Genomic DNA, 24,264 nt, shown 5'->3' with positions numbered 1-24,264 from the left:
AGAGGGCCGCCAGCGTAGAGTCCCACCGCCCCTCTTGGACCCGGCGGATGGAGCGACACGATGGCGGAGATGAGCATCGAGCAAGTGGTCACCCAGCTTCGGACCCTGGGTGTACGGCGGGGCGGCGTGCTGCTCGTCCACACGTCGTTCCGTGCGGTGCGCCCGGTGGAGGGAGGTCCCCTGGGGCTGATCGCCGCGCTGAGGTCCGCGCTCGGGGAGGAAGGCACGCTGGTCATGCCGACGATGACCGATGGCGAGTCGGTCTTCGACCCCGCGTCGACACCGACGTGCGACATGGGCATCACCGCCGAGCTGTTCTGGAGACAGCCGGGTGTCCGGCGCAGCACGCACCCGGGCGGCTCGTTCGCGGCCGTGGGTCCACAGGCCGAGCGCATCTGCGCCCCCCAGCCGCTGGCACCGCCGCACGGCCCGGACAGCCCGGTGGGCCGCGTCCATGACCTCGCCGGGCAGGTGTTGCTCCTCGGCGTGAGCCACGGCGAGGACACCACACTGCACCTGGCGGAGGCCATCGCGGGGGTCCCCTACTCCATCGAGCACCCCTGCGTCGTCGAGGTCGACGGTGCCGCACGCACCGTGATGATTCCCGAGACCGACCACTGCTGCCGGGGCTTCAACCGGGTCGACGCACCGCTGCGTGCGCGCGGGTTGCAGCACGAGGGGCTCGTGGGCCACGCCCAGGCGCGGCTGTGCGACTCACGCGCCATCGTCTCCGTCGCGCTCGAGCTCCTCGCGGCGGAGCCGCTCGTGTTCCTCTGTGCGCCGGAGGAGCACTGCGAGGAGTGTGACCTGGCGCGTGCCAGCGTCCGGTAACACCCCGCGTTCCTCAGAAAATTCTCAGCTAGCAACGAGCCACCGTTCACCCCCCTCGTGAGTTCATGGGGTTACGCGGTGGCTTTACTTTTACATGCCGCATCCCCCTAGTGGAGCCAGGAAAGCACGAATAGCTCCGGACCCGGTGCGAGTGCATTCCCCGTGAAGGGCTCATTCCTGAGAGGATTCTCAGCCTGAAAATCCTCTCAGGAATGACAGACAGCCCTGTCCATTCAGGGAGGGAAACGTGTCGTCATTGGCAAGAGAAGAGAGAGCGAGGTCATCAGGGCGCGCCCTGGTGCCGCACCGCGCGTTCCTGGCGGCGGTGCTCGCCTCGGCGGTGGCCTGTCAGGGTGGCGGAGCCGGTTCCGAGGAGGGGAGAGCCGCATCCTCTCAGCCCGGGTACCAGGCCATGGCCTCCCAGCAGATGCCCCTGGTGGAGGCGCAGCCCCGGCCCGCGCTGGAGGTGGACTGCAAACGGACCCTCACCGCCGAGGTGGTGGCGTTGGATCAGGTCTACACCTACAACCGGTTCGGCGCCTACAACCCCACGGGGATGATGTATGCGTTGAAGCGGGACGTGGAGCCCATTGATTCGGGCAAGCCCGCCGGTCCGGGCAACGCGCGCCTGCGATTGGACAAACGTCCGCGCCCGCTCGCGCTGCGCGCCAACGTGGGTGACTGTCTGCGCATCCACTTCACCAACTGGCTGGCGCCCACGCGCTCGGCCATCCCCAGCCCGCATGAGTCCCAGCCCACCGTCTCGCAGGTGGAGGATCCGGCCTCGGGTTACTCGGTGGTGCGCAAGGTGCTGCCCACCTGGCTGCTCACGCGCACGTGGGATCGCATCGCCTCGATGCTGGAGGGCAAGGCAGTGGGAGGCTTCTGGTTCTTCGAGGGCCAGGACAAGGAGTTCGACTCCACCCACAAGGACGACTCGCCCTATACCCGCCGCGCCTCGGTGCACGTGCAGGGATTGCAGTACCTGAGCATCGCCGACGACGGCGCCAACGTGGGGGACAACGCCAGCTCGCTCGTGAACCCCGGCGACAGCCACACGTACACCTTCTACGCGGACCACGAAGGCACCTTCTTCATGTACAGCATGGGCGCCTCGTTCGGCGGCCAGGGTGACGGCGGCTCCACCGCCCAGGGGCTCTTCGGCGCCGTCAACGTCGAGCCCGAGGGCTCGAGCTGGTACCGCTCCAAGGTCTCCAACGCCGTGCTGCGCGCCGCCATGCGGAAGGACGGCCTGGGCAATCCCCTGTCCAACCCGGACGGCACGCCCCTGCTCGACTACGAGGCGCGGGACTCCGACGGCCGGCCCCTGCTCAACATCCTCGACACGAAGACGAATGAGCTCTGGCACGGGGACCTGGAGGCCATCATCACCGGCTACTCCCGCACCAGCGTGGGCACCCACACCTCGAAGGACCAGGGCCACTTCCGCGAAATCACCGCCATCTACCATGATCAGATCAAGGCGGTGCAGGCCTTCGACGAGCTGGAGTGGAACCCCACCTTCCACAGCGTGCGAGACGGCTTCGGGGTGAACTACGGCGTGGCGGGTCTGGGCGCGGAGCTGCTCGCCAACCGGGCGAAGATCGGCCCCACCAAGGACTGCGCCGACTGCATGTACGAGGAGTTCTTCCTCGAGTCCTGGGCCAACGGAGACCCCGCGCTCAACGTGGAGAAGGACTGGACGGGCAAGGCCGTGCGCGCGCTCTACCCGGATGATCCGTCCAACGTGCACCACAGCTACCTGGGAGACCCGGTGCGCATCCGCAACATCCACGCGGGCCCGGCCGAGACGCACGTCTTCCACCTCCATGCCCACCAGTGGAAGCTGTCGCCGGGCGAGGACAACTCCAACTACCTGGACTCGCAGACCATCGGACCGGGCTCGGCCTTCACCTACGACATCAACTTCGGTGGCTCCGGCAACCGCAACCTCACGCCGGGCGACTCCATCCACCACTGCCACCTCTACCCGCACTTCGCCCAGGGCATGTGGGCGCTGTGGCGCGTGCATGACGTCTTCGAGGACGGCACGAAGGATCGCCGTCTGCCGGACGCGGAGATCACCGGTGGCACGCCCAACCCCGCCGTCATCCCCATCCCCGAGCGGGCCATGCCGCCCATGCCCACCTACGCGGACACGCTCGTGGTGGACGCAACGGGCAACACGGTGATGCGGCCCGCCTTCCCGGGCTTCCCCTTCTACATCGCCGGCAAGGCCGGCCACCGCCCGCCGCAGCCGCCGTTGGACCTCGAGCAGGACGGCGGCCTTCCGCGCCACATCGTCACCCAGGCCATCGGGCCCTCCACGTACGGGCTGCCCGGCAAGCGCTTCTACATGGACCACCACGCGCTGGAGGTGAAGCTGCTGCCCCAGGACGGCACGCCCACGGAGAAGAAGGCCATGTCCTTCCACGCGGGTGAGTTCCCCGGCGCCTCCCATGGCCCGCGGCCCTACTACACGAGCGACATCGTCGCGGCCTACCCGGGCTACACGGCCACGGGTGCGCCGGGCTCCTTCTACGTCAACGGCCGCAAGCCGAGGCCCGGTGCGCCCTTCGCGGACCCGTGCCCCGAGGGCGTGCCCGTGCGCAACTACCGCGCCGCCTATCTGCAGATCGACCTGCAGAACATGAACCGCGCCGGCTGGCATGACCGGCAGGCCCGCCTCATGGTGCTCAACGACGACGTGGCCGCCACGAGCAGCGGTGCCCGGCCTCCGGAGCCCTTCTTCTTCCGGGCGCAGTCCAACGAGTGCATCAACTTCTACGCCACCAACCTCATCCCCAAGGATCTGCAGGCGGACGACTACCAGATCTACACGCCCACCGACACCATCGGTCAGCACATCCACCTGGTGAAGTTCGACGTGACGTCCGCGGACGGCGCGGGCAACGGATGGAACTACGAGGACGGCACCTTCTCCTTCCAGGAGGTGGTGCACCGCATCGAGAAGATCACCGCCGCGGGCGGCGCCTTCGAGGCCGACGGCTCACTGGAGCCCACCGGCAACCGCGTGCAGCTGCACCCCGTGAAGCACCCGCTGCTGGGCGTGGAGGGCGCGCAGACCACCACCCAGCGCTGGTGGGCGGATCCCCTCGAGGACGCCTCGGGCCGGGACCGCACCATCGAGACCGTCTTCACGCACGACCACTTCGGGCCCTCGAGCCACCAGCAGCACGGCTTCTACGGCGGCCTCATCGTGGAGCCCCGGGGCTCGAAGTGGAGGGATCCGCAGACGGGCGTCTACTACGGCTCACGCCTGAGCGACGGCGGCCCCACGAGCTGGCGGGCGGACGTCATCACCCAGGACGCGGCCAACAGCTTCCGCGAGTTCGCGCTCGCCTTCGGCGACTACGCCATCGCGTATGACGAGTGCGGCCAGCCGGTGAACCCGCCCAACTACAAGGAGGCGAAGCTGCCGTGGGCGGTGGAGTTCGAGAACGTGCCCATGCCCGAGGCCATCAGCGCCGCGGACCCCGGCACCATGCTCATCAACTACCGCAACGAGCCCATCCCCCTGCGCATCGCCAGCCGGCCCTCGCGGTGCGCCAACCGCGTGCAGCGCACCGACTCGCGCGGAGACATGGCCAACGTCTTCCGCTCGGACGTGCACGGAGATCCGTACACCCCGCTGCTGCGCGGCTACGAGGGTGACAAGGTGAAGATCCGCCTCATCCAGGGCTCGCAGGAGGAGCAGCACTCCTTCACCCTGCACGGGCACAAGTGGTTGCGTGAAGGCGCGGATCCGCACAGCGGCTACTTCAACGCGCAGCCCATCGGCATGTCCGAGCACTTCGAGTTCAACCTCACCAACGGTCTGCCCCCCATCGGCGGCTCCTACGAGACGGCCGACTACATGTACCAGAGCGCCGCCACCGGCGACCTGTGGAACGGCATGTGGGGCATCATGCGGACGTACAAGAAGCGCCAGTCCAACCTGAAGACGCTCGGCCACGTGGCGCTCCAGGCCGCGGACGTGGTCACGTTGGACTCCGCCGCCCTCTCCTACAGGGAGAAGATCCGCGCCTGGGAGCCGCTCCCCCTGTTGGACATGCCCGAGGAGTCCGTCCTCGTGAAGTTGGATCCGACGAAGGAAGAGACGATCCAGGCGTCGTTCGAGGTGGACGAGAGCGGCAAGCAGCTGGAGCAGCGCACCGTGGACTACGCCATGGTGTACCCCGAGGAGATGCGGCAGCTGGAGCCGGCCCTGGTGGAAGACGCGGTGAAGCTCCAGTGGTTCGGCATCAAGCCGGTGCAGGTGGACTCGTGCCCGCGCGGCAGCGTGGTGCGGCTCTACCGGGTGTCCGCCATCGACGCGCTCAACTGGCTGCCGGACAAGCGGCTCGTCTACAACAAGAAGTACGACCTGTATGACCCGGACGCCATCCTCTTCGCGCGGGACGAGTACCTGGCGGACCTGAGGAGCGGAGCACGCGAGCCCGAGCCGCTCATCCTCCGGGCGCGGGCCGGCGAGTGCGTGCAGGTGGTGCTCACCAACCGCCTGCCGTCCGTGCTGAAGAAGACGCCGCAGTGGGCCCACCACGCGCCCATCACCCCGTACTTCAACGTCAACCAGGTACGGCCCTCCAATCACGTCTCGCTGCATCCGCAACTCGTCCACTACGACGTGAACACGGATGACGGCGCCAACGTGGGCCTCAACGCCCGGCAGACGGTGCCGCCGGGAGGCAGGCGCGTCTACCGCTGGTACACGGGTGACTTCCGCAGCTTCGCCTGGAGCTCGCCCCTCCGCCGCGGCATCTACACGCCGGTGGAGTACGGCATCGTCAACCTGCGCAACATGGCGGACGTGGTGAACCACGGCATGCACGGCGGCATCGGCGCCCTCATCATCGAGCCGCCCGACGCCGACTGGAGCACGGACCCGGGCACCGACGCCCAGGCCCGCGTGAAGTACACGGGCGTGAGCGGCCAGGAGCAGGTGTTCCGCGAGGCCGTCCTGCTCTTCCAGGACGATCTCGGGCTGCACTCGGACAACGCCACCTGGTGGGACACGGACGGGCTCGACAGCGGCACCGCCCTGCGCAACATCAAGGGCGTGGATGACTCCCAGGACACCGGCCTGAAGGCATTCAACTACCGCACCGAGCCCCTCTGGGCCCGCCTGGGTCTGCCGCCGCAGACGGATCCCGAGGACATCAACGACAAGGACCTGGGTGACATCCTCAGCTCCGCGGCGCATGGAGATCCGGCCACGCCCCTCTTCACCGCGAGCCCGGGTGAGCCGCTGCGCATCCGCGTGGGCCACCCCTCGGGCCATGGGCGCCAGCACGCCTTCGCGCTCCACGGCGCCGAGTGGTACACCAACGCCTGGGCCGCGGGCGCCTCGTCCCGGAGGATGGGCCCCAACCCGTTCTCGCCCGTCATCTCCACCCAGGGCGGCATGTCCGTCATGCAGTCGTGGAACTTCATCCCCGAGTACGGTGCCGGTGGCCGCTTCGCCGCCCCCGGTGACTACCTCTACCGCGACCTGGCCAGCTTCCAGTGGAGCGGTGGCGGTCTCTGGGGCGTGTTCCGCGTGAAGTAGAGCAGTCCCCGCCCTCCCCGGTTCCAGATGACTCCCATGAGAAAGCACCTCCTCCTCGCCGCGAGCGTCGTGCTCGCGGGGCTCCTCGCCGCCGCGGGCCTGCGGACTCCGTCCAGCCCACCGCCTCCGGCTCCTCCCGAGCCCGTGGTCCTGCCCGCGCCTCCGCCCGTGTCGGTGAAGAAGGCGGAGCTGGCCGTGTCGTTCGACCTTCAGTTGCGTGCCCGTACGCCGGACGCCGCCCGGGGCTCTCCGCTGGAGGCCACCACCCACTTCACGCTGACGGATCCCCGCACCGGCCAGCCCCTGCGCGGCGTGCGTCCCCTGGGGTGGATGGCCTTGCGCCCCGAGGGCCAGCCGGCTCCGGACGAGAAGGCCTGCAAGGAGCGCATCCAGACGTACCTGGGCGGCCTGCTGTCGGCCCGGCCCGATGTGAACCTCAACTCCTATCTCTTCCTCACCCTCAACCACGACCACACCCTCTCCGTCATCGATCCGCAGATCGCCCTGAGCCGCACCAAGCTGCAGAACCTGGTGTCCCTGGGCGGCGCGCCCGCGGACTGGGCGCTGACGCCGGACATGAAGGCCCTCTACGTCTCCATCCCCGTGCAGGGCACGGTGTCGGTGGTGGACCTGCGCCGCTTCGTGGTGGTGCGCAACGTGCCCGTGGGCCGGCAGCCGGGGCGGCTCGCCGTCAGCCCGGACGGGCGCTCCGTCTGGGTGAGCAACGAGGGAGATGGCACCGTCTCCATCATCGACACCGGCTCGCGCGAGGTGCTGGACACGCTGGACGTGGGCGAGGGCCGGCACGAGTTCGCCTTCGGCGAGGGCGGCCGCACGGCGTGGATCTCCAGCAGCGAGGCGGGCGTGCTCGCCGCGGTGGACGTGGCCTCGCGCGAGGTGCTGGGCCGCGTGGACGTGGGCCAGGGCCTGGGCTCCATCGCCTACAGCGAGGTGGCGCGGGCCCTCTACGCGGTGCAGGAGCGCACCGGCGAGGTGTGGGTGGTGGACGCCGCGAGCCGCGAGGTGTCCCGCCGCATCTCCCTGGCCACCGCGCCCGGAGAGCTGCGCTTCGAGCCCTCCGGCCGCTGGGCCTTCGTCCTCTACCCACGCGGCAACCGCGTGGACATCCTCGACGCCGCCTCCAGCCAGGTGGCCCACTCCCTCACCGGCTTCTCCGAGCCGGATCGCGTTCTCTTCACCCGGGCGTTCGCCTACGTGCGCAACACCGGGGACGCGCGCATGTCCCTCATCGAGCTGGCCTCGCTGGAGAAGTCCGGCAAGCCCTCCGTGGTGCAGGTCACCATGGGCCAGAAGCGGCCCTCGCTGGCGAAGGACCTCGGACGCTCCGCGCCCGTCGCCGTGCTGCCCGAGGGCAACACCGTCCTCGTGGCCGGCACTCCGGACCGCGCCCTCTACCTGTACTCCGAGGGCATGATGGCCCCGCGCGGCACCCACCTGAACTACGGCCGCGAGCCCAAGGCCGTGCTGGTGCTGGACCGCTCCCTGCGCGAGGTGGAGCCCGGCGTCTTCACCTCCGAGGCCGTGGTGCGCGAGAACGGCACCTATGACGTCTTCGTGCTGCTGGACAACCCGCGCACCTCGGCGTGTCTCGAGTGGAAGGTGGCCGGAGTCCCCGAGGACGCCTCCGCCTTCCGCAAGCTGCCCTTCACCCTGAAGCCGGAGTTCAATCCCTCCCAGCTGCTCACCGCCGGGGTGCCCGCGCGGCTGCGCTTCCAGCTCGCGCCCGCCGCGCACCTGGAGGATCAACGCCCGCTGTCACCGGAGGAGCTCCAGGTGCTGGTGTTCCGCCCGCCCTCCGGCCACTGGCAGCAGCGCCCCGAGCCCCAGCGAGTCGGCGACGGCCTCTTCGAGGTCGAGCTCACCGCGCCCGAGCCCGGCCAGTACCAGCTCCTCGTGGGCGTGGAGGGCCGTGGCGCCGCGCTCGGGGAGCTTCCCCACTTCACCCTCGGCGTCCAGCCCGCGCTGACCGCCCGCACCACTCCCGAGACCCATCCATGAAGACCCTGCTCGCGCGCGTCCTCGCCCTGCTGCTGCTGGCGGCGCCCTCCCTGGCGCTCGCCCAGGAGGCCCTGAACGTCCAGGTGCCCGATGTGCCGCTCGTGGACCAGCACGGCCGCCCGGTGCGGCTGTGGAGCGACCTCGTCCGAGGACAGACCGTCGCCATCAACTTCATCTTCACCCGCTGCAAGACCATCTGCTCGCCCATGACCGCCACGCTGGCGCGCGTCCAGAAGGAGCTGGGTGCCAGTGGGCCTCCCGTCCGATTCATCTCCATCACCCTGGACGTGACCAATGACACCCCGGAGCGCCTCGGCCAGTTCGCCCAGCGCTTCGCTCCGGGGCCCCACTGGTCCTTCCTCACCGGCGAGCCGGACAAGGTGAAGGAGGCCCTGACCGCGCTCGGCGGCTATACGCCGGACAAGGAGGCCCACCGGCCCCTCGTCCTCGTGGGCAACGCCACCGCCGGCAAGTGGCTGCGCGTGGACGGGCTCGGCTCCGCCTCCTCCATCCTCGAGGCCATCCGCGAGGTGCGCGCCGCCTCCGCCCCTCCCGCCGAGCTCGACGTCGACTCCGCTTCCGCCCGGGATGCCTCCGCCGCCCGCTACTTCACCAACACCGAGCTCGTGGATCAGCACGGCAAGACGCACCGCTTCTACGAGGACCTCATCCGCGGCCGGAAGGTGCTCATCAACTTCGCCTTCACCTCCTGCAAGGGCGTGTGCTCCCCCATGACGAAGCACCTCGCCGAGCTGCAGCGCAAGCTCGGTGGCCGCGTGGGCAAGGACATCACGATGATCACCCTCTCCGTGGACCCGGCCAACGACTCCCCGGAGAGCCTCGCGCGCTTCACGAAGAAGTTCGGCGTGGGACCCGGCTGGTACTTCCTCACCGGCTCCCGGGAGAACATCTCCCTCGTGCTCAAGAAGCTCGGCGGCTACACGGATGACCCCAACGCCCACAGCTCCACGCTGCTCATCGGCGACGCCGCCACGGGCATGTGGGTCAAGGCGCCCGCCATGTCCTTCGTGGACAACCTCGTGTACGCGGTGGAGCACCTCAATGATCCACGGTAGGGAGCGCGCATGAAGGGGCGAGGGTGGGCCGCACGGGTGGTGGTGCTGCTGCTGCTGGGGGTACTGGGGGCCTGCCGCAAGGAGCCGGCCCCGGCCCCCGCTCCCGCGAACCCCGAGGCGGCCAGGCGTGGGAGGAGTCTCTTCCAGCGGGGAGAGAGCGCGCGCGGCGAGCCGCTGGTGGGACTGCTCGGGCCCGAGCGCATCGAGCTGAGTGGCACCGTGGCCGCCTGCGCCCGCTGCCATACACCCTCGGGCCGGGGCAGCCTCGAAGGAGGCGTGGAGGTGCCCGACATCCGCCCCGGCTCCCTGCGGCGAGCCCACCCGCGCGCCACGCTGGACGTGGAGGATCGCTCGCGCCCCGCCCATGACCGCGCCACCCTGCTGCGCGCCATCACCGAGGGCGTGTCCTCCAGCGGGCGGACGCTGGGCACCACCATGCCGCGCTATGTGCTTGGCCCGGCCGAGCGTGAGGAGCTGCTCGCCTACCTGGAGACGCTGGGCGAGACGACGGACCCTGGCATCACTCCCACCACGCTCACGGTGGGCGCGGCGCTGCCGCTCCAGGGCCGTGCGGGCGAGGCGGGACAGGACGTGGCGGACGTGCTGCGCGCGGCCTTCGCGGAGGTGAACGCGGGCGGAGGCATCTTCCGGCGCCGGCTGGAGCTGGTGGTGGAGCACGACACGGTGCCCGGCCCGGACGCCACCACGCGGCTGGTGGAGCGGGGAGTGCTCGCGTTGGTGGGCAGTGTGCGCAGGGGCACGCCGGACTCGGACGCGCTGCTGCGGCGCGAGGGCATCCCGCTGGTGCTGCCCATGTCGCTCGGCGAGGGCGCGGGCGAGGTGGACAGTCCCATCTTCTTCCTCTACCCGGAGGAGCCGGTGCAGGCCCGGCTGGTGGTGCAGCACCTGGCCCGGGCCGACGAGGAGGAGCACGTGCTGCACCGCCGGCCGCTGGTGGTGGTGCGCTCGGAGGACGGCGCGGGCCTGGGCTGGGCTCGCGCGGCACGTGAGGAGGCCCTGCGGCGCGAGCTGCCCGCGCCCGTGGAGCTCGCGCTGGTGGACGGCGTGCCCGGCCCGGACGCCCTCCAGCGCCTGCGCCAATCCCCGCCTCCGGCCATCCTCTACGCCGGCCCTACCGCGGGGCTGAAGGCACTGCTGGGAGCGCTGGAGCGCCCGCGGCTCGACGTGCCCGTGTATGCCCCGGCCCGGCTGGCCGAGCCCCAGGTGGTGGCGGGCAGCACCCTCCCCGTCCTCTTCGTCTATCCCCCGGGCGTGGAGGGGCGGGAGGCGCATCTGCGGGCCTTCTCCGCCTTCCTCCAGCGCCATGGGCTGAAGCCGCGCCACGTGGCCTTCCAGCTCGGCGCGTACGCGGCGTCCCGGGTGCTGGTGGAGGGGCTGCGGCGCTCGGGTGCCGACGTGACGCGGGCGGACCTGATGCTGCGGCTGGAGGAGCTGCGCGACTTCGACACCGGGGTGACGCCGCCGGTGACGTTCGGGGTGAACCGGCGCGTGGGCGTGCAGGGCGCCCAGCTCGTCCGCCTGGACGCGGCGAGTGGCCGGCTCGAGGCGGCCTCGCCCTGGATCTCCCTCTCGCCCTGATCAGGCGGCCTGGCCGCGTGGCAGCTCCAGCACCAGCTCCGCGCCCCGGGCCATTTCCGGCTCCACCCAGACGCGGCCTCCGTGGCGCCGCGCCACCTCCTGCACGATGGACAGTCCCAGCCCCGCTCCGGGCACCTCTCCACGCAGGCGCCGGAAGGGGGCGAACACCGCCTCCCGCTCCCCGGGCGGAATGCCCGGCCCCTCGTCCGCCACGCTGATGCGCAACCCGCCCGGCGCCCGCCAGAGCCGCACGCGAATCTCTCCTCCCTTCGGGGAGAACTTGATGGCGTTGGTCAGCAGGTTGTCCATCGCCTGCCGCACTCCACCCGGATCGAACCAGGCCTCCTCCCGCCCGGGCGACTCCAGACGGATGAGCAGCCCGCGCTCCTCCGCCTCGGCCCGCGCGCCCTCCACCGCCTGGAGCACCACCTCGGCCAGGTCCGCCTTCTTCCTGTCCCACTCCCCCCGCCCCGCCGCCGCCAGGTCCAGCAGCTCACTCGCCAGCACGGCCAGCCGCTCCACCTCGCCCCGGACCTCGCGGAAGGAGGCGCGCAGCTCCTCCACGTCCCGCTCGCGCCGCAGCACCAGGTCCATCCGCGTGCGCATGAGGGTGAGCGGGGTGCGCAGCTCATGGGCCGCGTCGGCGATGAGCCGCTCCTGGGCCTCGCGCGCCCCGCGCAGCTTGTCCGTGGCCTCGGCGAGCACCTCGCGCAGCTGGCCAATCTCGTCCTCGCTCCCATCCGGAGCGGGCTTCTGGGAGAAGTCCCCCTCGCGCAGCAGCGTCAGGTGGCGGGTGATGGCGCCCAACCGGCGCGCCAGGCGGCGGGCGAGGAACGTCTGCAGCACCAGCAGCAGCAGCCCCGTCACCGCGGCCAGGGAGAAGGCCATGCGGTAGTAGCTGCGCACGGAGCCATCCACCTGCGCCATCAGCGCGGACAGGCGCAGCGCATACCGCTCTCCATGGGGCGAGCGGACATTCACCACCACCTCGCGCAGGCGGGTGCCGTCCGGCAGCACGCGGGTGGAGAGCTTTGGAGGCTCGCGGGGATCTCCCGGCACCAGCGAGTCGGTGACGGACTCGCCCTCCAGCAGCGGCGGGTAGTGCATCACCAGCCGCCCGTCCGGGCCGAAGAGCTGGCCCTGCGGGGCGAAGGGGCGCACCTGCTCGACGAGGGGAGACACGCCCATGTGCAGGTGGACCTTCTGTCCGGGGCCGTCGAAGAGACTGACGCTCTCCACGGCGGCCTGGGCCAGCAGGGCCCGGTCCAGCGAGGCCTCCAGGTCATAGCGGAAGAGCATGCCGGCGGCGACGAGCGCGCCCAGCGTGGCCAGCGCGGGCACCAGGGCCCCAAGCAGCCAGAGGCGCCGGATGAGCGTCATGAGTCGCGGCGCTCCTGCGCGACGGCCAACATGTAGCCCACGCCCCGCACCGCGCGGATGGACACGTCCTCGGCGCCCAGCCGCTCCAGCTTCGTGCGCAGGTAGCCCACGTACACCTCGAGCACGTTGGGGCTGCCCTCGAAGTCCAGGCCCCAGGCCTGCGCCATCAGCCGGGCGCGGACCTGCGGCTCACCGGGCTGGCGCGCCAGCACCGACAGGAGGGAGAACTCGCGCGCGGTGAGGGGCTCCTCGCGGGCGCCCCGGCGCAGCACCCGGCGGCGGGGATCCAACACCGCGGAGCCCAGCCGCACCGGCCCGCCCTGCTGCTCGCCACGGCGGTGGAGGGCCTCCAGCCGGGCCAGCAACTCGTCGAAGTCGAAGGGCTTCACCAGGTAGTCATCCGCCCCGGCCCGCAGCCCCATCACCTTCTCTCCGGTGGAGCCCCGGGCCGTGAGCATCAGCACCGGCGTCTGCGCGCCCGACTCACGCCACTGCCGCAGCACCGACACCCCCTCCATGTCCGGCAGGGACCAGTCGAGGATGATGACGTCGTAGTCCTCCGGAGCGCCCTGGGCCAACGCGGCACGGCCGTTGCCGCACACGTCCACCTCGTGCCCCTCCTCCCCCAGGCCCTGACGCAGCAGGCCCACCATCTTCTCCTCGTCCTCGACGAGCAGGAGCTTCATGCCATTCCCCCTGTACACGGACTCAATGGCAATCAGGGTACAGGAGCAGCCCGATACCATCCAACGCCCCGGGCGGCGCCGGAACGCCAACGTCTTCCGCGCGGCGCCCGCGTACTACCGCTCCCGCCAGGTGCGCTGGGGACTCGGCCAGCTCGGCGGCGCGGTGGGCCTGCTGGCCGGCTACCTGCTGCTGCCCTTCTGGTTGCGCGCGCTCCGGCTCCCCTTCCTCCTCGAGTACATCCCTCTGATGGAAGCGCTGGCGGGCGTGGGCTTCCTCCTGCAGCTCTCCGTCAGCTACACCGTGCTCCGGCTGGACTACGAGCTGCGCTGGTACCTGGTCTCGGACCGCGGCCTGCGCATTCGCGAGGGCGTGCTCTCCACGCGGGAGCAGACGATGACCTTCGCCAACGTCCAGCACGTGGGCATCCGGCAGGGTCCCCTCCAGCGGCTGCTGGGCATCGCCGACCTGGAGGTGTGGACGGCGGGAGGTGGAGAGGCCAAGGGAGATACCGGCGAGCATTCACACGACGGCGGGCTGCACGTGGGCTACCTGCGCGGCGTGGACGACGCGGCGGAGCTTCGCACCAGCATTCTCGACCACCTCCGGCGGTCCCGTGACTCCGGCCTGGGGGACCCCGACGACGAACAGGGCCCGCTTCCCTCGGGCGAAGCCACGCGCCCCGCGCCCCCGCGGCTCCTGGAGGCCGCCTCGGAGCTCCTTCGCGAGGTGCGCCTGCTCCGCCAGGAGGCCACGCGCGCCCCGAATCCCCAGCGGGCGGACACGCCCCCGGGGTGAGAGGACCGGGTGCTCAGCCCCCATCCCCCGCCCGCGGCGCGAGGGGGGCAATGGCACGCAGGGGTGCGTCGCTCCCCAGGGCGATGAAGGGCGCCCAGTAGTGCGGATGGGGCCGTGCCTCCCGCAGCGAGCGCATGGCCTCGCGCAGGGCGGAAGCACGTCCCTGGCCGGCCAACAGGTTGCGGTAGTAGGTCTCCATGAGGACGCCCGTGGAGTCGTCGTTCACCTTCCACAGGCTCATCACCACCATCTCCGCACCGGCCACCACCAGGGCGCGGCGCAGGCCGGAGATGCCCTGGCCCAGTTGAACCTCGCCGCGGCCGGTGTCGCACGCGGAGAGGACGACGAGCTGGGTGCCCCACAGGTCGAGCCCGGCCAGCTCCAGCGCCGTCACGAGCGAGGCGTCGGGCCGGAACTCGGAAGGTGAGGAGGCATCCGGCTCCGGGGCGCTGGCTCCCGCGAAGGCGAGGCCGGAGCGCAGCAGCGGCTCCTCGGGGCCCGGTGCCTGGGGATTGTCGGCGAGCCCGCCGAAGTGGCCCACGGCACGCACGTCCGTGGTGGGGCCGGAGCTGTCACCGAGGAAGAAGCCGTGGGTGGCCAGGTGGAGGATGCCCGGGGTGGGCAGGGAGAGCAGGCGCTCCTTGGTGGCCTCGGCGCCGAGGAAGAGACGGGACTGGGGCAGCAGGCGCTGGATGCTCTCGGCCTCCTGGCGCGTGCCCGGCAATGGCATCCACGCGTTGGAGGGGAGGACCGTGCGCTGGGTGGAGAAGAAACGCTCGAGGGAGGCCGAGCGCTCGGCCCGCTGGGAAGTGCCGCCGGAGGCCAGGGAGTCCGCTCGAGGTGAGCCCGCGAAGTCCGGGTCGGCCAGCACGAAGATGGAGGACGCGGAGCCGGGCTCCTGGGGGCGAGGCAGCAGCTCCCTGCCGGACGTGAGGTAGTTGAAGTCGAAGGTGTCGACGAGGAAGCGCTCGCCGTCGTGGAGCGCGGCGAAGGGCACCAGGCCCAGCTGCCCGTCGGGAGACAGGAAGAGGCGGCGGCTCTTGCCCAGCACGGGCAGCAGCGGCTGGAAGGCGAGCCGGTGGAGCTCCTGGGCCGTGGCCTGGAACGAGGCCTCGCGGTTGGCCAGGGCGTTGCGCAACCGCGAGGCGGCGCGGTCAATGGGCTCTGCGGGCCCCAGATCCACGGCACGGGTCGAGGCATCGGGGAAGAGCACCAGCGCCAGGTAGCGCAGCGGGCCAGGAAGCTTCTCGCGGGGCGTACCGGGTTGGGGGCGCAGGGGCCGGTCCTGGTAGGCGATGAGCTCCACGAGGGCGCCCTCCCTGGGGAGCGAGGAGGCCACGCGGCCGGCGATCTCCGCGGGAGGAGGAAGGGCCGTGAGCGCACGGAGGGGAGCGGAGCGTCTGGCCAGGGCCGCTTCGAGCGAGTCACCCTCGTCGACCAGCGCCTGGAGGCGCTTCTGGTAGTCCTGGGGTGGGAGCGAACCGGGCCCGTCGAGCGAGAGGGTGGCCAGTTGGGTGCGCAGGCCCCGCAGCTGCTCGAAGCGGCCGCGGTCCCCGGCGTCCAGGTTCCGGAAGAGGGAGCGGGAGATGTTGGCCGTCTCCTCGACGGAGCGGCCCTTGAGCAGGAGCACGGCGCTGAGCGCCAGACGCCGCACCCGGGCGTCCTCGGGGTGCGCACGCAGCAGGGCGTAGAGCGTCTGCTCATCCGCGCGCAGATATTGGAGGAAGCTGGCCAGACGCGAACCGGAGAAGTCGAGCGCCTCCCGGCGCAGGCGCCGCTCGGAAATGGCGAAGGCCCGTGTGAAGAGTGGCAGGGCGTTGGCGAGGCGATGCTGGCCCAGCCGGAGCAGAGCGAGGCCGTTGAGCGTCCGGGCCACATCGGGGTGCTGTTTGCCCAGGGCCGATTCCTGGATGGCGAGCGCGCGCTGATAGAGCGGCTCGGCCCGTTCATACAACCCCTGGTTCTCGTAAACGGTAGCGAGGTTGTTGAGCGATTGGGCGAACTCGCGATGGTGGCCTCCGAGAGCCGCCTCCCGGATGGCGAGCGCGCGCTGGTGGAGCGGCTCGGCCCGGTCGTACGCCCCCTGGTTCACGTAGAGGATGGCGAGGTTGTTGAGCGCGGTGGCGACGAGGGGATGAGTCCCACCCAGGGCCGCATCCAGGAGGGACAGGGAGCGCTGGTAGAGGGGCTCGGCCCGGGCGTACAGCCCCTGATCCTCATAGATGATGGCGAGGTTGTTGAGGGATTTGGCGACTTCGGGGTGCTGGCTGCCGAGCGCCGCTTCCTGGATGGCGAGCGCGCGCTGATAGAGCGGCTCGGCCCGCCCGTACGACCCCTGGTCCGCGTGGAGGTTGGCGAGGGTCGTGAGCGCCGTGGCGAGGTCGGGGTGGGTGTCGCCGAAAGCCGCTTCCAGGATGGCGATCGCACGTTGGAGCAAGGGCTCGGCCCGCCCGTACAACCCCTGCTCCGAGTAGAGAAGGGCGAGGTTGATGAGGGATTGGGCGATCTCGGGGTGGTCCTTGCCGAGCGCCGCCTCGCGGATGGCGAGCGCGCGCTGGTGGAGCGGCTCGGCCCGGCCGTACAACCCCTGCTCCGTGTAGAGGTGGGCGAGGTTGTTGAGCGCGTTGGCGAGAGCGGGATGGTGCTTGCCGAAGTTCGCCTCATCGATGGCGAGCGAGCGCTGGTAGAGCGGCTCGGCGCGGCCGTACAACCCCTGGTCCTTGTAGAGGTTGGCGAGGTTGTTGAGGGATTGGGCGACATCGGAGTGTTTCTTGCCGAGGGCCGCCTCCCGGATGGCGAGCGCGCGCTGGTGGAGCGGCTCGGCCCGGTCATACGCCCCCTGGTTCAAGGAGATGATGGCGAGGTTGTTGAGCGTCTTGGCGATGTCGGGGTGGTTCTTGCCAAGGGCCACCTCCCGGATGGCGAGCGCGCGCTGGTAGAGGGGCTCTGCCTGGCCGTACAGCGCCTGGAACAGGTAGACATTGCCGAGCTTGTGGAGCGTCTGGGCGACGTCGGGGTGGTTCTTGCCGAGGGCCGCCTCCCGGATGGCGAGCGCGCGTCGAAGCAGGGGCTCGGCCTGGGCCAGTTCCCTCTGCCGCATCCGAAGCTCGCCCATCAAATCCAGACAGCTGGCGACGTCTGGATGCGAGCCCCCGAGCACGGTCTCCCTCAGCGCGAGCGCATGCTCGGCCCGCGCGAGGGCCTCGGCATATGCACCCGAGGCCTGGAGCGCCGTGGCCTCGTCGAAGGCGGTCTGGGCCTCCCGCAGCCGCGCATCCGGCGTCTCCTCGCCGGCCCTGGCGCCCGCCGCACAGCAGAGAACCACTGCCAACATCCATCCGAAGAACCGAGGCATGTCTTCCCCCCTTTGTTTGAATGACTTCCCTGCGCGTCTCACAGCCAGCTCGGGTCCGCGCGGCCCAGGCCCTCGAGGGCCTTCTCGGCCGCCCTCACGCCGAACCAGTTGGCTTCCTCGAAGAGAGCCATGCCGCCCAGGTCCGAGTGCGCGAAGTGCAGCGACTCGCCGAGGCTCTCCTGCGCCGCGAAGCGCGCCGGGCCCCAGAGGAAGCCGGGCGTGGGCCGCACCATGGCGTGGCCCCAGCGCATGACCTCCAGGCGCCGGGCCAGCGGGGCGATGTCCGGGTGCGCGGCCAGCATGTCCGCCATCACCAGCCCCTCCCACTCGGCGTAGCCGGCGGAGAGCACCTTCTGGCACTCGGCCTTCACGTCCAGCCCGGCCATGGGCAGGTACCAGGTGAACACCGTGGGCCCGCGCTCGTCCATGCGCAGTCCCTGGTGCGTGGCCACCACGTAGCCCAGGCTGCGGCTCTCGTAGAAGACGTTGTCCCACGCCATCGGGAAGCCGTGGGACACCGGCTTCTCGGAGAGCGTCAGGTTCGCCACCACCCACGGCCCGTACTGGAAGGCGCCCAGCCACTCGGGGCGCTTCTCGCGCCACGGGGCCACCACGTGCGCCGCCACGAAGCGCGGACAGGCCAGCACCACCTGCCGCGCCCGGTATGCCCGGGGCCTGCCCGTCGCCGCCTCCAGCGCGTCCACCCGGCAGCCGCCCTCCACGGGCTCCACCGAGTGCACCAGCACGTCCCGCTCCACCTGCCCCGGCGCCAGCGAGGACAGCAGCTGCTTCACCAGGTGCCCGTTGCCCTCGGGCCAGCTCAGGAAGCCCTCGCTGCGCTCGCCCTTGCCGTCCTGGCGCGCGGCGAAGTACCAGATGCCCGCCCACGCGGACACGCCCTCGGCCGTGGTGCCGTAGTCGTCCCGGCACGCGTAGTCCACCAGCCAGCGCAGCCGCGGCGAGCGGAAACCCTCCGCCTCCATCCACCGCGCCATCGTCACCTGGTCGAGCGCCGTCCACTCGGCGTCATCGCTGGAGAGCGCCGTGGGCACCGCGAAGGCCTTGCGCCCCTTCGCATCCCGCGCCGCCGCGAAGGCATTCATCCTCGCCTCGAAGCGCTCCAGCTCGGCCAGCTCCGCCGGGCTCGCGCCCGCGCGCAGGTAGAGGCCCTCGTACCACTCGCCCTTGTAGAAGAGGCGCTCCTCGGGCTCGCGGATGAGCAGCTCCTCGGCGTAGGCGGGGTAGCCCTGCGCGTCCAGGCCCGTCACCGCGCCCATCTCGCGCAGCAGCCGCAGCACCGGCCCCGAGTCCACCAGCGGCGCCGGCAGGTAGTGCGCGCCCCACGGGTACGCGGACACCTCGTTGCGCCCCGAGCGGGAGGTGCCTCCCGGCTCCGAGTCCAGCTCCAGCACCCGCACGTCCTTCACGCCCGCGGCCGCCAGCCGCCACGCCGCGCTCAGGCCCGCCACGCCTCCGCCCACCACCAGCACGTCCACCGCCTGGGCCTCGGCCGCGCGAGGCAGTGCCCCACCCCGCAGCTTGTGCCCCACGTCCACCGCCCGGTCCACGATGGCGCCGGGCACCGGCTCGCGCGCACGCGTCCGCCGGCATGCACTGGCCGCCACCGCCGAGCCGAGGAACGCGGCGACGAGCTCCCGCCGCGTCAGTTCCACCGCCGCCACTCCTCCTCGTAATAGTGGACGAGCACCTGGTTGTTCAGCCGGTTCACCTCGGCCGGCAGCGGGCCCATGTCCAGGGGGAACTGGAAGAGGCCCTCGTGCGTGTCGTCGGTGAGGAAGCGCAGCCCCGGGGGAAGCGGGCGGCGCGGCGGCACGGGCTCATGGGCCACCAGCACGTAGCCCCACTCGCCGAAGGAGGGCACCAGCGCGTGGTAGGGCTGCGTCCAGAAGCCCGCCGCCTTCAGCGTGGTGTCGATGCACCAGAAGGAGCGCCGGGCGAACATCGGCGAGGTGCTCTGGATGACGGCCACCCCTTCCGGCGCCAGCCGCCGCTTGAGCAGCTTGTAGAAGCCCGTGGTGTACAGCTTGCCCAGCGAGAAGTTGTTGGGGTCCGGGAAGTCCACCACGATGACGTCCCACGTCTCCGGCTTCTCCCGGAGGTACTCCATGGCGTCCGTGTTGATGACGTGCATGCGCGGATCCGCCAGCGCGTGCGCGTTCAGCTCGGCCAGCTCGTCGTAGCGCGTGGCCAGGCCCGTCATCGCGGGATCCAGGTCCACCAGGGTGACGTTCTTCACCTCGGGGTACTTGAGGATCTCCCGCGCCGCGAGCCCGTCCCCACCGCCGAGCACCAGCACGCGCTCCAGCTTGCCCGCGCGCACCAGCACCGGGTGCACCAGGGCCTCGTGGTAGCGGTACTCGTCCAGGCTGGAGAACTGCAGGTTGCCGTTGAGGTACAGCGAGAAGCCGCGCTTGCCGCGCGTCAGCACGATCCGCTGGTAGGGCGAGCTCGTCGCGTGCACCACGTCATCCGCGTAGAGGTGCTCCTCGGAGAAGTTGGAGAGCCGGTCGCCCAGGACGAGCCCCACCACCAGGAAGAGGCTGAGCGCCACGGCCTTCACGCGCAGCCGCACGGGGTGGGCCAGCACGGGCGCCAGCAGCCACGTGCTCCACAGGCCCACCAGCGCGTTGAGCAGCCCGAAGAGCAGCGAGGTGCGCACCAGCCCCAGCTTGGGCACGAAGAGCAGCGGGAAGCTGATGCTCGCCGCCAGCGCGCCCAGGTAGTCGAACGTCAGCACCTGGCTGACCAGATCCTTGAACTTGAGCTGATCCTTGAGGATGCGCAGCAGGAGGGGAATCTCCAACCCCACCAGCGTGCCAATGGCCAGCACGCTGCCGTACAGCGCCACGCGGAACACGTCCGTGAGGGCGAAGGTGAGGAAGAGCATCGGCGCGCACAGGCCACCGATCAGGGCCACGCCCAGCTCGATTTCCACGAAGCGCTGGGCGACTCCGCGCTCGATGAAGCGCGAGAGCCAGCTGCCGATGCCCATGGCGAACAGGTAGGTGCCAATCACCGTGGAGAACTGGGTGATGGAGTCGCCGAGGAGGTAGCTCGCCAACGCGCCGACGATGAGCTCATAGATGAGCCCACACGTGGCGATGACGAGCACGGTGAAGAAGAGGAGCGTCTTGTTCAAAGCGGGTACGGCCTGTGCCGCGGGGCGTCAGCCCGAGATGGCCGAGGCCACGATGATGGCCAGGCCGAGGATGAAGGAGCCCATGACGAGACCGAGGGCCGTGTTCTGGTCCACCTCGATCTCCTTGTGCACATCGAAGGGCATGATGAGCCGGAAGACGAACAGGCCCGCGACGAACACCGCCAGACCGACGAGCGAGTACACGAGGCTCGCCAGCAGGTTGTCCAGGCTCACCACCACTGACAGGACTCCCAGGAACATCACTTCCCTCCCATGAAACCGCCGGTCCAGGTTCGCACGCCGCCGCCGCGCGCCGAGGCCTGGCCACGCTGCGAACGGGTGAAGGGCTCACAGCCCGTGAAGGCCACCACGGCATAGAGGATGACGATGACTCCACCGATGTACTTCATGGACACCCTCTCTTCTCAATCATCCGAGCTGGAACCCAGGTTGCTCTCCGCCCAGCGCGCCGACTCGAAGCTGGAGGAGCGGAAGAAGGCCAACGCGGGCGCGATGAGCAGCAGGACCAGCGCACAGCAGAACCAGGAGCCGCGCGGCGTGTCGCTCACGAGCGTCACCTTGTAGCCCTGGCCCTGCGTGGGCCGGCCGTCGAAGAAGGCCGTGGTGCGCAGCACGTAGCGCCCCGGGGCCACCGCGGACAGGTACTCCGTCTCCGTCTGGCTGCCCTCGCTCCACGAGCCGTCCGAGTCGCGGCCGGAGTAGTAGCTCACCTCGTCGTAGAAGCTGACGGTCTCGCCGGTCTGCTCGTTGACCAGGTCCCCCTGGACGCCGAGCCAGGAGTTGCTCACCGGCGCCAGCAGGATGGCCTCCACGTTGCCGCGCTTGTGGATGTCGAAGGGCTCGCTGAAGGTCATCGCCGAGGGCGTGCCGGACTGGGCGTCCGGCTCCAGGCGGACCTCCTGCACCAGCACCGTGCGCTTGTCGGCGATGATGTTGGCGACGAGGAAGATGAAGAGCAGCGCCGTGGCCCAGACGCCCGTCCACATCCAGGTTCCCTTGCTGGAGTGCGGGTTGGGCTGGCTGGGGGCGATGCCCTCGGGCGTGGGCAGGGGCTCCTCGAGCTTGAAGGCCTCGCGGATGACATCGGGGGCCAGGTACTCGCCGAGCGTGTACGTCACCTCGTTGTCGGTGCGGTCCACGTTCACCGAGAACGGGGGCGCCACGTACTCCTCGGCCCGCGCGGTCTCTCCCGCCTGGACCTCCCAGTAGAACTCGCCGAGCACCGTCTCGGTCTCGGCGATGACGCTCTGGAAGGCCCGGTAGCGCCGGTTGTCCAGGTGCGCGGCCACGCCCGGGGCCACCGCCACGTCACCGGCGGCCAGCGGCTCGAGGAGGGTCCAGTGCCCGTTGGACTGCATCAGCCAGATGAAGCCGCGCTGGCGGTTGAAGAGGAGGTACTCCTCCCACGGGTAGCGGACGCCCTCCACGTTGCACGAGCGCACCAGGAAGCCGATGCACACCCACTCGGCGTCCCGCAGCTTGCCCTTGGCGCCCAGGGGGATGAGCGGCGGGTGGTCCGGCTTCTCCAGCAGCTGGAGGAAGGACAGCTTGCCGCGGCTCGCGTCCAACAGCGCGCCGCAGAAGGGGCAGGCCACGCGTTTGGTGCGGTCCGGCGCGCGCAGCTCCAGGGGGCCGTTGCAGTTCGTGCAGCGCGCCTGCTGCAGCGCCACCTTGCGCACCTTGGGCCGCAGCTGGTCCGGGGGAATGCCCAGCTCCGTCAGCTTCAGCTTCTTGCCGACGTACACCTCGGGCTCGCTCGTCCCGGTGCCGAAGTCGAGCGTGAGGAAGACGCCGCCGGGGCCCGTGGCGTCCACGTAGTGGCTGTCCGCCTCCGGGTCCACGTCGCTGGGGAGCTGGCCCGCGGCGGACACCACGCGGCCGTGCCCGCGCTCCTCCACCACCAGCCGGTGGCCCTGGAGCGAGAAGCGGTGGCCGGGCTCGAAGTCCTCGAGCACCAGCTCCGGCTCGGTGCCGGAGGCGAGCAGCAGGTGGAAGGCGCCCTCGGACTCGGAGAGCCAGCCGGTGCGCCCGTCGTCGAACTCCACGTACCACTCGTCCCAGGGCCCCGCGCCGTGGTCCTTCTGCAGGTGGCCCACCAGCCGGTAGGCGTCGCGGCCGATGCGGCCCTCGGCGTTGAGCTGGAGGGGCGAGTCGGTGTCGACGATGGCGCCAATCTTCCCGTGCGCCTCGAGGTGGTTGCCCTGCCGGGCCACCACCGTCTGGCAGTGGCTGCACACCACGACCAGTGCGGTGCCCGCGGAGAACTCGACGGGAGCTCCACAGGAAGGACAGTTGCCCTGCGTCACGCCTCCACCCCCCGGGGCAGCTCACGGACGCGGCAGGAGGCCGCGCCCAGGTGCCGCGCCAGCAGCGCCTCGAAGTCCGGACGCTCGCGGGTGCGGCAGCAGTAGACGTTGAGCGCGGCGAAGCCGTGCTCGGGGAAGGTGTGGACGGCGAGGTGGCTCTCCGCCAGCAGCGTGAGGCCGGTGATGCCGCCCGGCTCCGGGAACACGTGCCACTGGGGCTGACCGACCACCTTCAGCTCCATCCGCACGATGAGCTCCTCGAACAGGGCCGCGAGCGCAGCCGTGTCCTTCAGGCGCTCTGGCGGGCACCCGCACACATCCACGAGCCATTCCTGTCCGGTCGTCAGCGTCCTTCCTCCCCTTACGAGGCCCACCTTCTATCACGAGCCCCTCGCCGGTGTGTGCTGGAGAACGGAAGGGCCCGGCCCTGGTACGCTGCGGGCCCGTATGTCTCGGAAGGACCTCGTTTCCCCAGCCCCGCCGTCCCCGCCCGTCGAGGGGGTACGTACTCCCCGTCACACGTTGCAGCAGCCCGCCCCGGGCGCGGTGGCGCGGCTCCTGCGGTCGCTGCGCGAGCTGCCCGAGGCGGTGCGCGAGCCGGGCCCCGGGAGCACGGGGCTGGCGGGGTGGTTCAAGGCGGAGACGCCGCCGCCCACGGACATCACGCCCCGGTTCCGCGAGGTGTACCAGCGTGTGCGCGAGGGCGAGCCGGTGCTGCCGGACGAGGCGCGGCGGTACCAGTACCTGATGGTGAAGGGGATGATGGGGGACGAGGTGCCCGGCTACCTGGAGGACAACCAGGCGCGGCTGGAGAAGCGGGGGCTGGAGACGCGCGAGGTGGCGGTGGACACGGAGGGGCGGCTCGCGAACAACGTGAAGGTGGTGCGCGAGGCGCTGCTGGACGCCATCCACTTCCGACGCACGGTGGTGCTGGTGGGGCACAGCAAGGGGGGCGTGGAGGCGATGAGCACGCTGGCGCTCTACCCGGAGTTGAGGCGGCACGTGCGCGCGGTGGTGACGCTGCAGTCGCCGTTTGGCGGCTCGGTCATCGCGAATGATCTGGTGACGACGCCCTCGCTGCGGCGGTTGCTGGACGTGACGTTTCCGTCGCTGTTCCAGGGGGATGCGGGCTCGGTGGAGGACCTGTCGTACGCGCGGCGGATGGAGTTCGTGCGGCAGCACCCGTACCCGATGGACATTCCCACGGTGTCGCTGGCGACGTCGCGGCTGTCGAGGCGCTCGCTGATGCGGCCGCTGTGCGCCTACGTGCACGAGCGTTATAGGTGGGCGTGTGATGGATTGGTGAACGCGGTGGACGCGGAGGTGCCGGGCTCGCGGGTGGTGCGGCTGGACGACATGGACCACGCGGAGGCGGCCCTCACGGGCCTGCCCGGCTTCTCCAACTACTACCCGGGCGACCTCACCGAGACGATGGTCGCCCTGGCACTCGAAACGCGGCCCTGAGG

At 70.7% G+C, this 24,264-nt stretch carries 16 protein-coding genes; 7 read left to right on the top strand and 9 right to left on the bottom strand.

Annotated elements, in window-relative coordinates; translation table 11 throughout:
• Positions 1 to 69: 69 nt before the first annotated feature.
• From VFZ09_RS10285 to VFZ09_RS10265, 5 genes are all read left to right on the top strand, one after another.
• Complete coding sequence (locus tag VFZ09_RS10285) at positions 70 to 831, top strand: AAC(3) family N-acetyltransferase (protein ID WP_329727342.1); 762 nt, start codon at positions 70 to 72, stop codon at positions 829 to 831.
• A gap of 412 nt (positions 832 to 1,243) precedes the next feature.
• On the top strand, positions 1,244 to 6,400 hold the full coding sequence (locus VFZ09_RS10280; protein WP_329727341.1) for a copper oxidase: 5,157 nt from the start codon (positions 1,244 to 1,246) through the stop codon (positions 6,398 to 6,400).
• A gap of 36 nt (positions 6,401 to 6,436) precedes the next feature.
• The gene (locus tag VFZ09_RS10275; RefSeq protein WP_329727340.1) at positions 6,437 to 8,419 is read left to right on the top strand and encodes a hypothetical protein; all 1,983 of its coding nucleotides are present in this window, start codon (positions 6,437 to 6,439) and stop codon (positions 8,417 to 8,419) included.
• The gene (locus tag VFZ09_RS10270; protein ID WP_329727339.1) at positions 8,416 to 9,495 is read left to right on the top strand and encodes an SCO family protein; all 1,080 of its coding nucleotides are present in this window, start codon (positions 8,416 to 8,418) and stop codon (positions 9,493 to 9,495) included. Before VFZ09_RS10275 ends, VFZ09_RS10270 begins: the two co-directional genes overlap by 4 nt.
• A gap of 9 nt (positions 9,496 to 9,504) precedes the next feature.
• The gene (locus tag VFZ09_RS10265) at positions 9,505 to 11,094 is read left to right on the top strand and encodes an ABC transporter substrate-binding protein (protein ID WP_329727338.1); all 1,590 of its coding nucleotides are present in this window, start codon (positions 9,505 to 9,507) and stop codon (positions 11,092 to 11,094) included.
• On the opposite strand, the gene VFZ09_RS10260 is transcribed toward VFZ09_RS10265, so the two are convergent.
• The gene (locus VFZ09_RS10260; RefSeq protein ID WP_329727337.1) at positions 11,095 to 12,474 is read right to left on the bottom strand and encodes a HAMP domain-containing sensor histidine kinase; all 1,380 of its coding nucleotides are present in this window, start codon (positions 12,472 to 12,474) and stop codon (positions 11,095 to 11,097) included.
• Positions 12,471 to 13,160, bottom strand: a complete 690-nt coding sequence (locus VFZ09_RS10255; protein ID WP_329727336.1) for a response regulator transcription factor — start codon at positions 13,158 to 13,160, stop codon at positions 12,471 to 12,473. The genes VFZ09_RS10260 and VFZ09_RS10255 overlap by 4 nt, the downstream gene beginning before the upstream one ends.
• Before the next feature lie 25 nt (positions 13,161 to 13,185).
• Between VFZ09_RS10255 and VFZ09_RS10250 the strand changes: the two genes are divergently transcribed.
• On the top strand, positions 13,186 to 13,956 hold the full coding sequence (locus VFZ09_RS10250; RefSeq protein ID WP_329727335.1) for a PH domain-containing protein: 771 nt from the start codon (positions 13,186 to 13,188) through the stop codon (positions 13,954 to 13,956).
• Between the two features lie 13 nt (positions 13,957 to 13,969).
• Here the strand turns inward: VFZ09_RS10250 and VFZ09_RS10245 are convergent, their stop codons facing one another.
• Genes VFZ09_RS10245 through speD form a run of 7 tightly spaced genes read right to left on the bottom strand, consistent with a single transcriptional unit; the run spans position 13,970 to position 23,121 of the window.
• Positions 13,970 to 17,311, bottom strand: coding sequence for a CHAT domain-containing tetratricopeptide repeat protein (locus tag VFZ09_RS10245; RefSeq protein WP_329727334.1), 3,342 nt, complete (start codon positions 17,309 to 17,311; stop codon positions 13,970 to 13,972).
• 38 nt (positions 17,312 to 17,349) lie between these two features.
• On the bottom strand, positions 17,350 to 18,984 hold the full coding sequence (locus VFZ09_RS10240) for an FAD-dependent oxidoreductase (RefSeq protein ID WP_329727333.1): 1,635 nt from the start codon (positions 18,982 to 18,984) through the stop codon (positions 17,350 to 17,352).
• Positions 18,975 to 20,471 (bottom strand): polyamine aminopropyltransferase, encoded by a 1,497-nt coding sequence (locus VFZ09_RS10235; protein WP_329727332.1) that lies wholly within the window; start codon positions 20,469 to 20,471, stop codon positions 18,975 to 18,977. The genes VFZ09_RS10240 and VFZ09_RS10235 overlap by 10 nt, the downstream gene beginning before the upstream one ends.
• Before the next feature lie 27 nt (positions 20,472 to 20,498).
• The gene (locus VFZ09_RS10230) at positions 20,499 to 20,726 is read right to left on the bottom strand and encodes a DUF350 domain-containing protein (RefSeq protein WP_329727378.1); all 228 of its coding nucleotides are present in this window, start codon (positions 20,724 to 20,726) and stop codon (positions 20,499 to 20,501) included.
• A 5-nt stretch (positions 20,727 to 20,731) separates the two neighbouring features.
• Positions 20,732 to 20,881 carry a hypothetical protein gene (locus VFZ09_RS10225; RefSeq protein ID WP_329727331.1) on the bottom strand — a complete coding sequence of 50 codons (150 nt, stop codon included), beginning with the start codon at positions 20,879 to 20,881 and terminating at the stop codon, positions 20,732 to 20,734.
• Between the two features lie 15 nt (positions 20,882 to 20,896).
• Complete coding sequence (locus VFZ09_RS10220) at positions 20,897 to 22,798, bottom strand: DUF4178 domain-containing protein (RefSeq protein WP_329727330.1); 1,902 nt, start codon at positions 22,796 to 22,798, stop codon at positions 20,897 to 20,899.
• A complete protein-coding gene (gene speD / locus VFZ09_RS10215; RefSeq protein ID WP_329727329.1) occupies positions 22,795 to 23,121 on the bottom strand; it encodes an adenosylmethionine decarboxylase in 327 nt (108 codons plus the stop codon). Before speD ends, VFZ09_RS10220 begins: the two co-directional genes overlap by 4 nt.
• A gap of 199 nt (positions 23,122 to 23,320) precedes the next feature.
• Here speD and VFZ09_RS10210 point away from each other — a divergent pair, with 199 nt between their 5' ends.
• Positions 23,321 to 24,262, top strand: a complete 942-nt coding sequence (locus VFZ09_RS10210) for a lipase (protein WP_329727328.1) — start codon at positions 23,321 to 23,323, stop codon at positions 24,260 to 24,262.
• The last annotated feature ends 2 nt before the right edge of the window (positions 24,263 to 24,264 follow it).

The sequence above is a fragment of the Archangium sp. genome, assembly GCF_036277355.1.
GTDB lineage: Bacteria > Myxococcota > Myxococcia > Myxococcales > Myxococcaceae > Archangium.
This window is presented reverse-complemented; position numbering and strand designations above follow the sequence as displayed.

What these genes read in the sequence shown, in the direction of transcription:
- VFZ09_RS10245 (WP_329727334.1), bottom strand. Translation starts at nt 17,311, where the DNA reads ATGCCTCGGTTCTTCGGATGGATGTTGGCAGTGGTTCTCTGCTGTGCG.
- VFZ09_RS10250 (WP_329727335.1), top strand. Translation starts at nt 13,186, where the DNA reads ATGGCAATCAGGGTACAGGAGCAGCCCGATACCATCCAACGCCCCGGG.
- VFZ09_RS10260 (WP_329727337.1), bottom strand. Translation starts at nt 12,474, where the DNA reads ATGACGCTCATCCGGCGCCTCTGGCTGCTTGGGGCCCTGGTGCCCGCG.
- VFZ09_RS10265 (WP_329727338.1), top strand. Translation starts at nt 9,505, where the DNA reads ATGAAGGGGCGAGGGTGGGCCGCACGGGTGGTGGTGCTGCTGCTGCTG.
- VFZ09_RS10285 (WP_329727342.1), top strand. Translation starts at nt 70, where the DNA reads ATGAGCATCGAGCAAGTGGTCACCCAGCTTCGGACCCTGGGTGTACGG.
- VFZ09_RS10280 (WP_329727341.1), top strand. Translation starts at nt 1,244, where the DNA reads ATGGCCTCCCAGCAGATGCCCCTGGTGGAGGCGCAGCCCCGGCCCGCG.
- VFZ09_RS10225 (WP_329727331.1), bottom strand. Translation starts at nt 20,881, where the DNA reads ATGAAGTACATCGGTGGAGTCATCGTCATCCTCTATGCCGTGGTGGCC.
- VFZ09_RS10275 (WP_329727340.1), top strand. Translation starts at nt 6,437, where the DNA reads ATGAGAAAGCACCTCCTCCTCGCCGCGAGCGTCGTGCTCGCGGGGCTC.
- VFZ09_RS10270 (WP_329727339.1), top strand. Translation starts at nt 8,416, where the DNA reads ATGAAGACCCTGCTCGCGCGCGTCCTCGCCCTGCTGCTGCTGGCGGCG.
- VFZ09_RS10255 (WP_329727336.1), bottom strand. Translation starts at nt 13,160, where the DNA reads ATGAAGCTCCTGCTCGTCGAGGACGAGGAGAAGATGGTGGGCCTGCTG.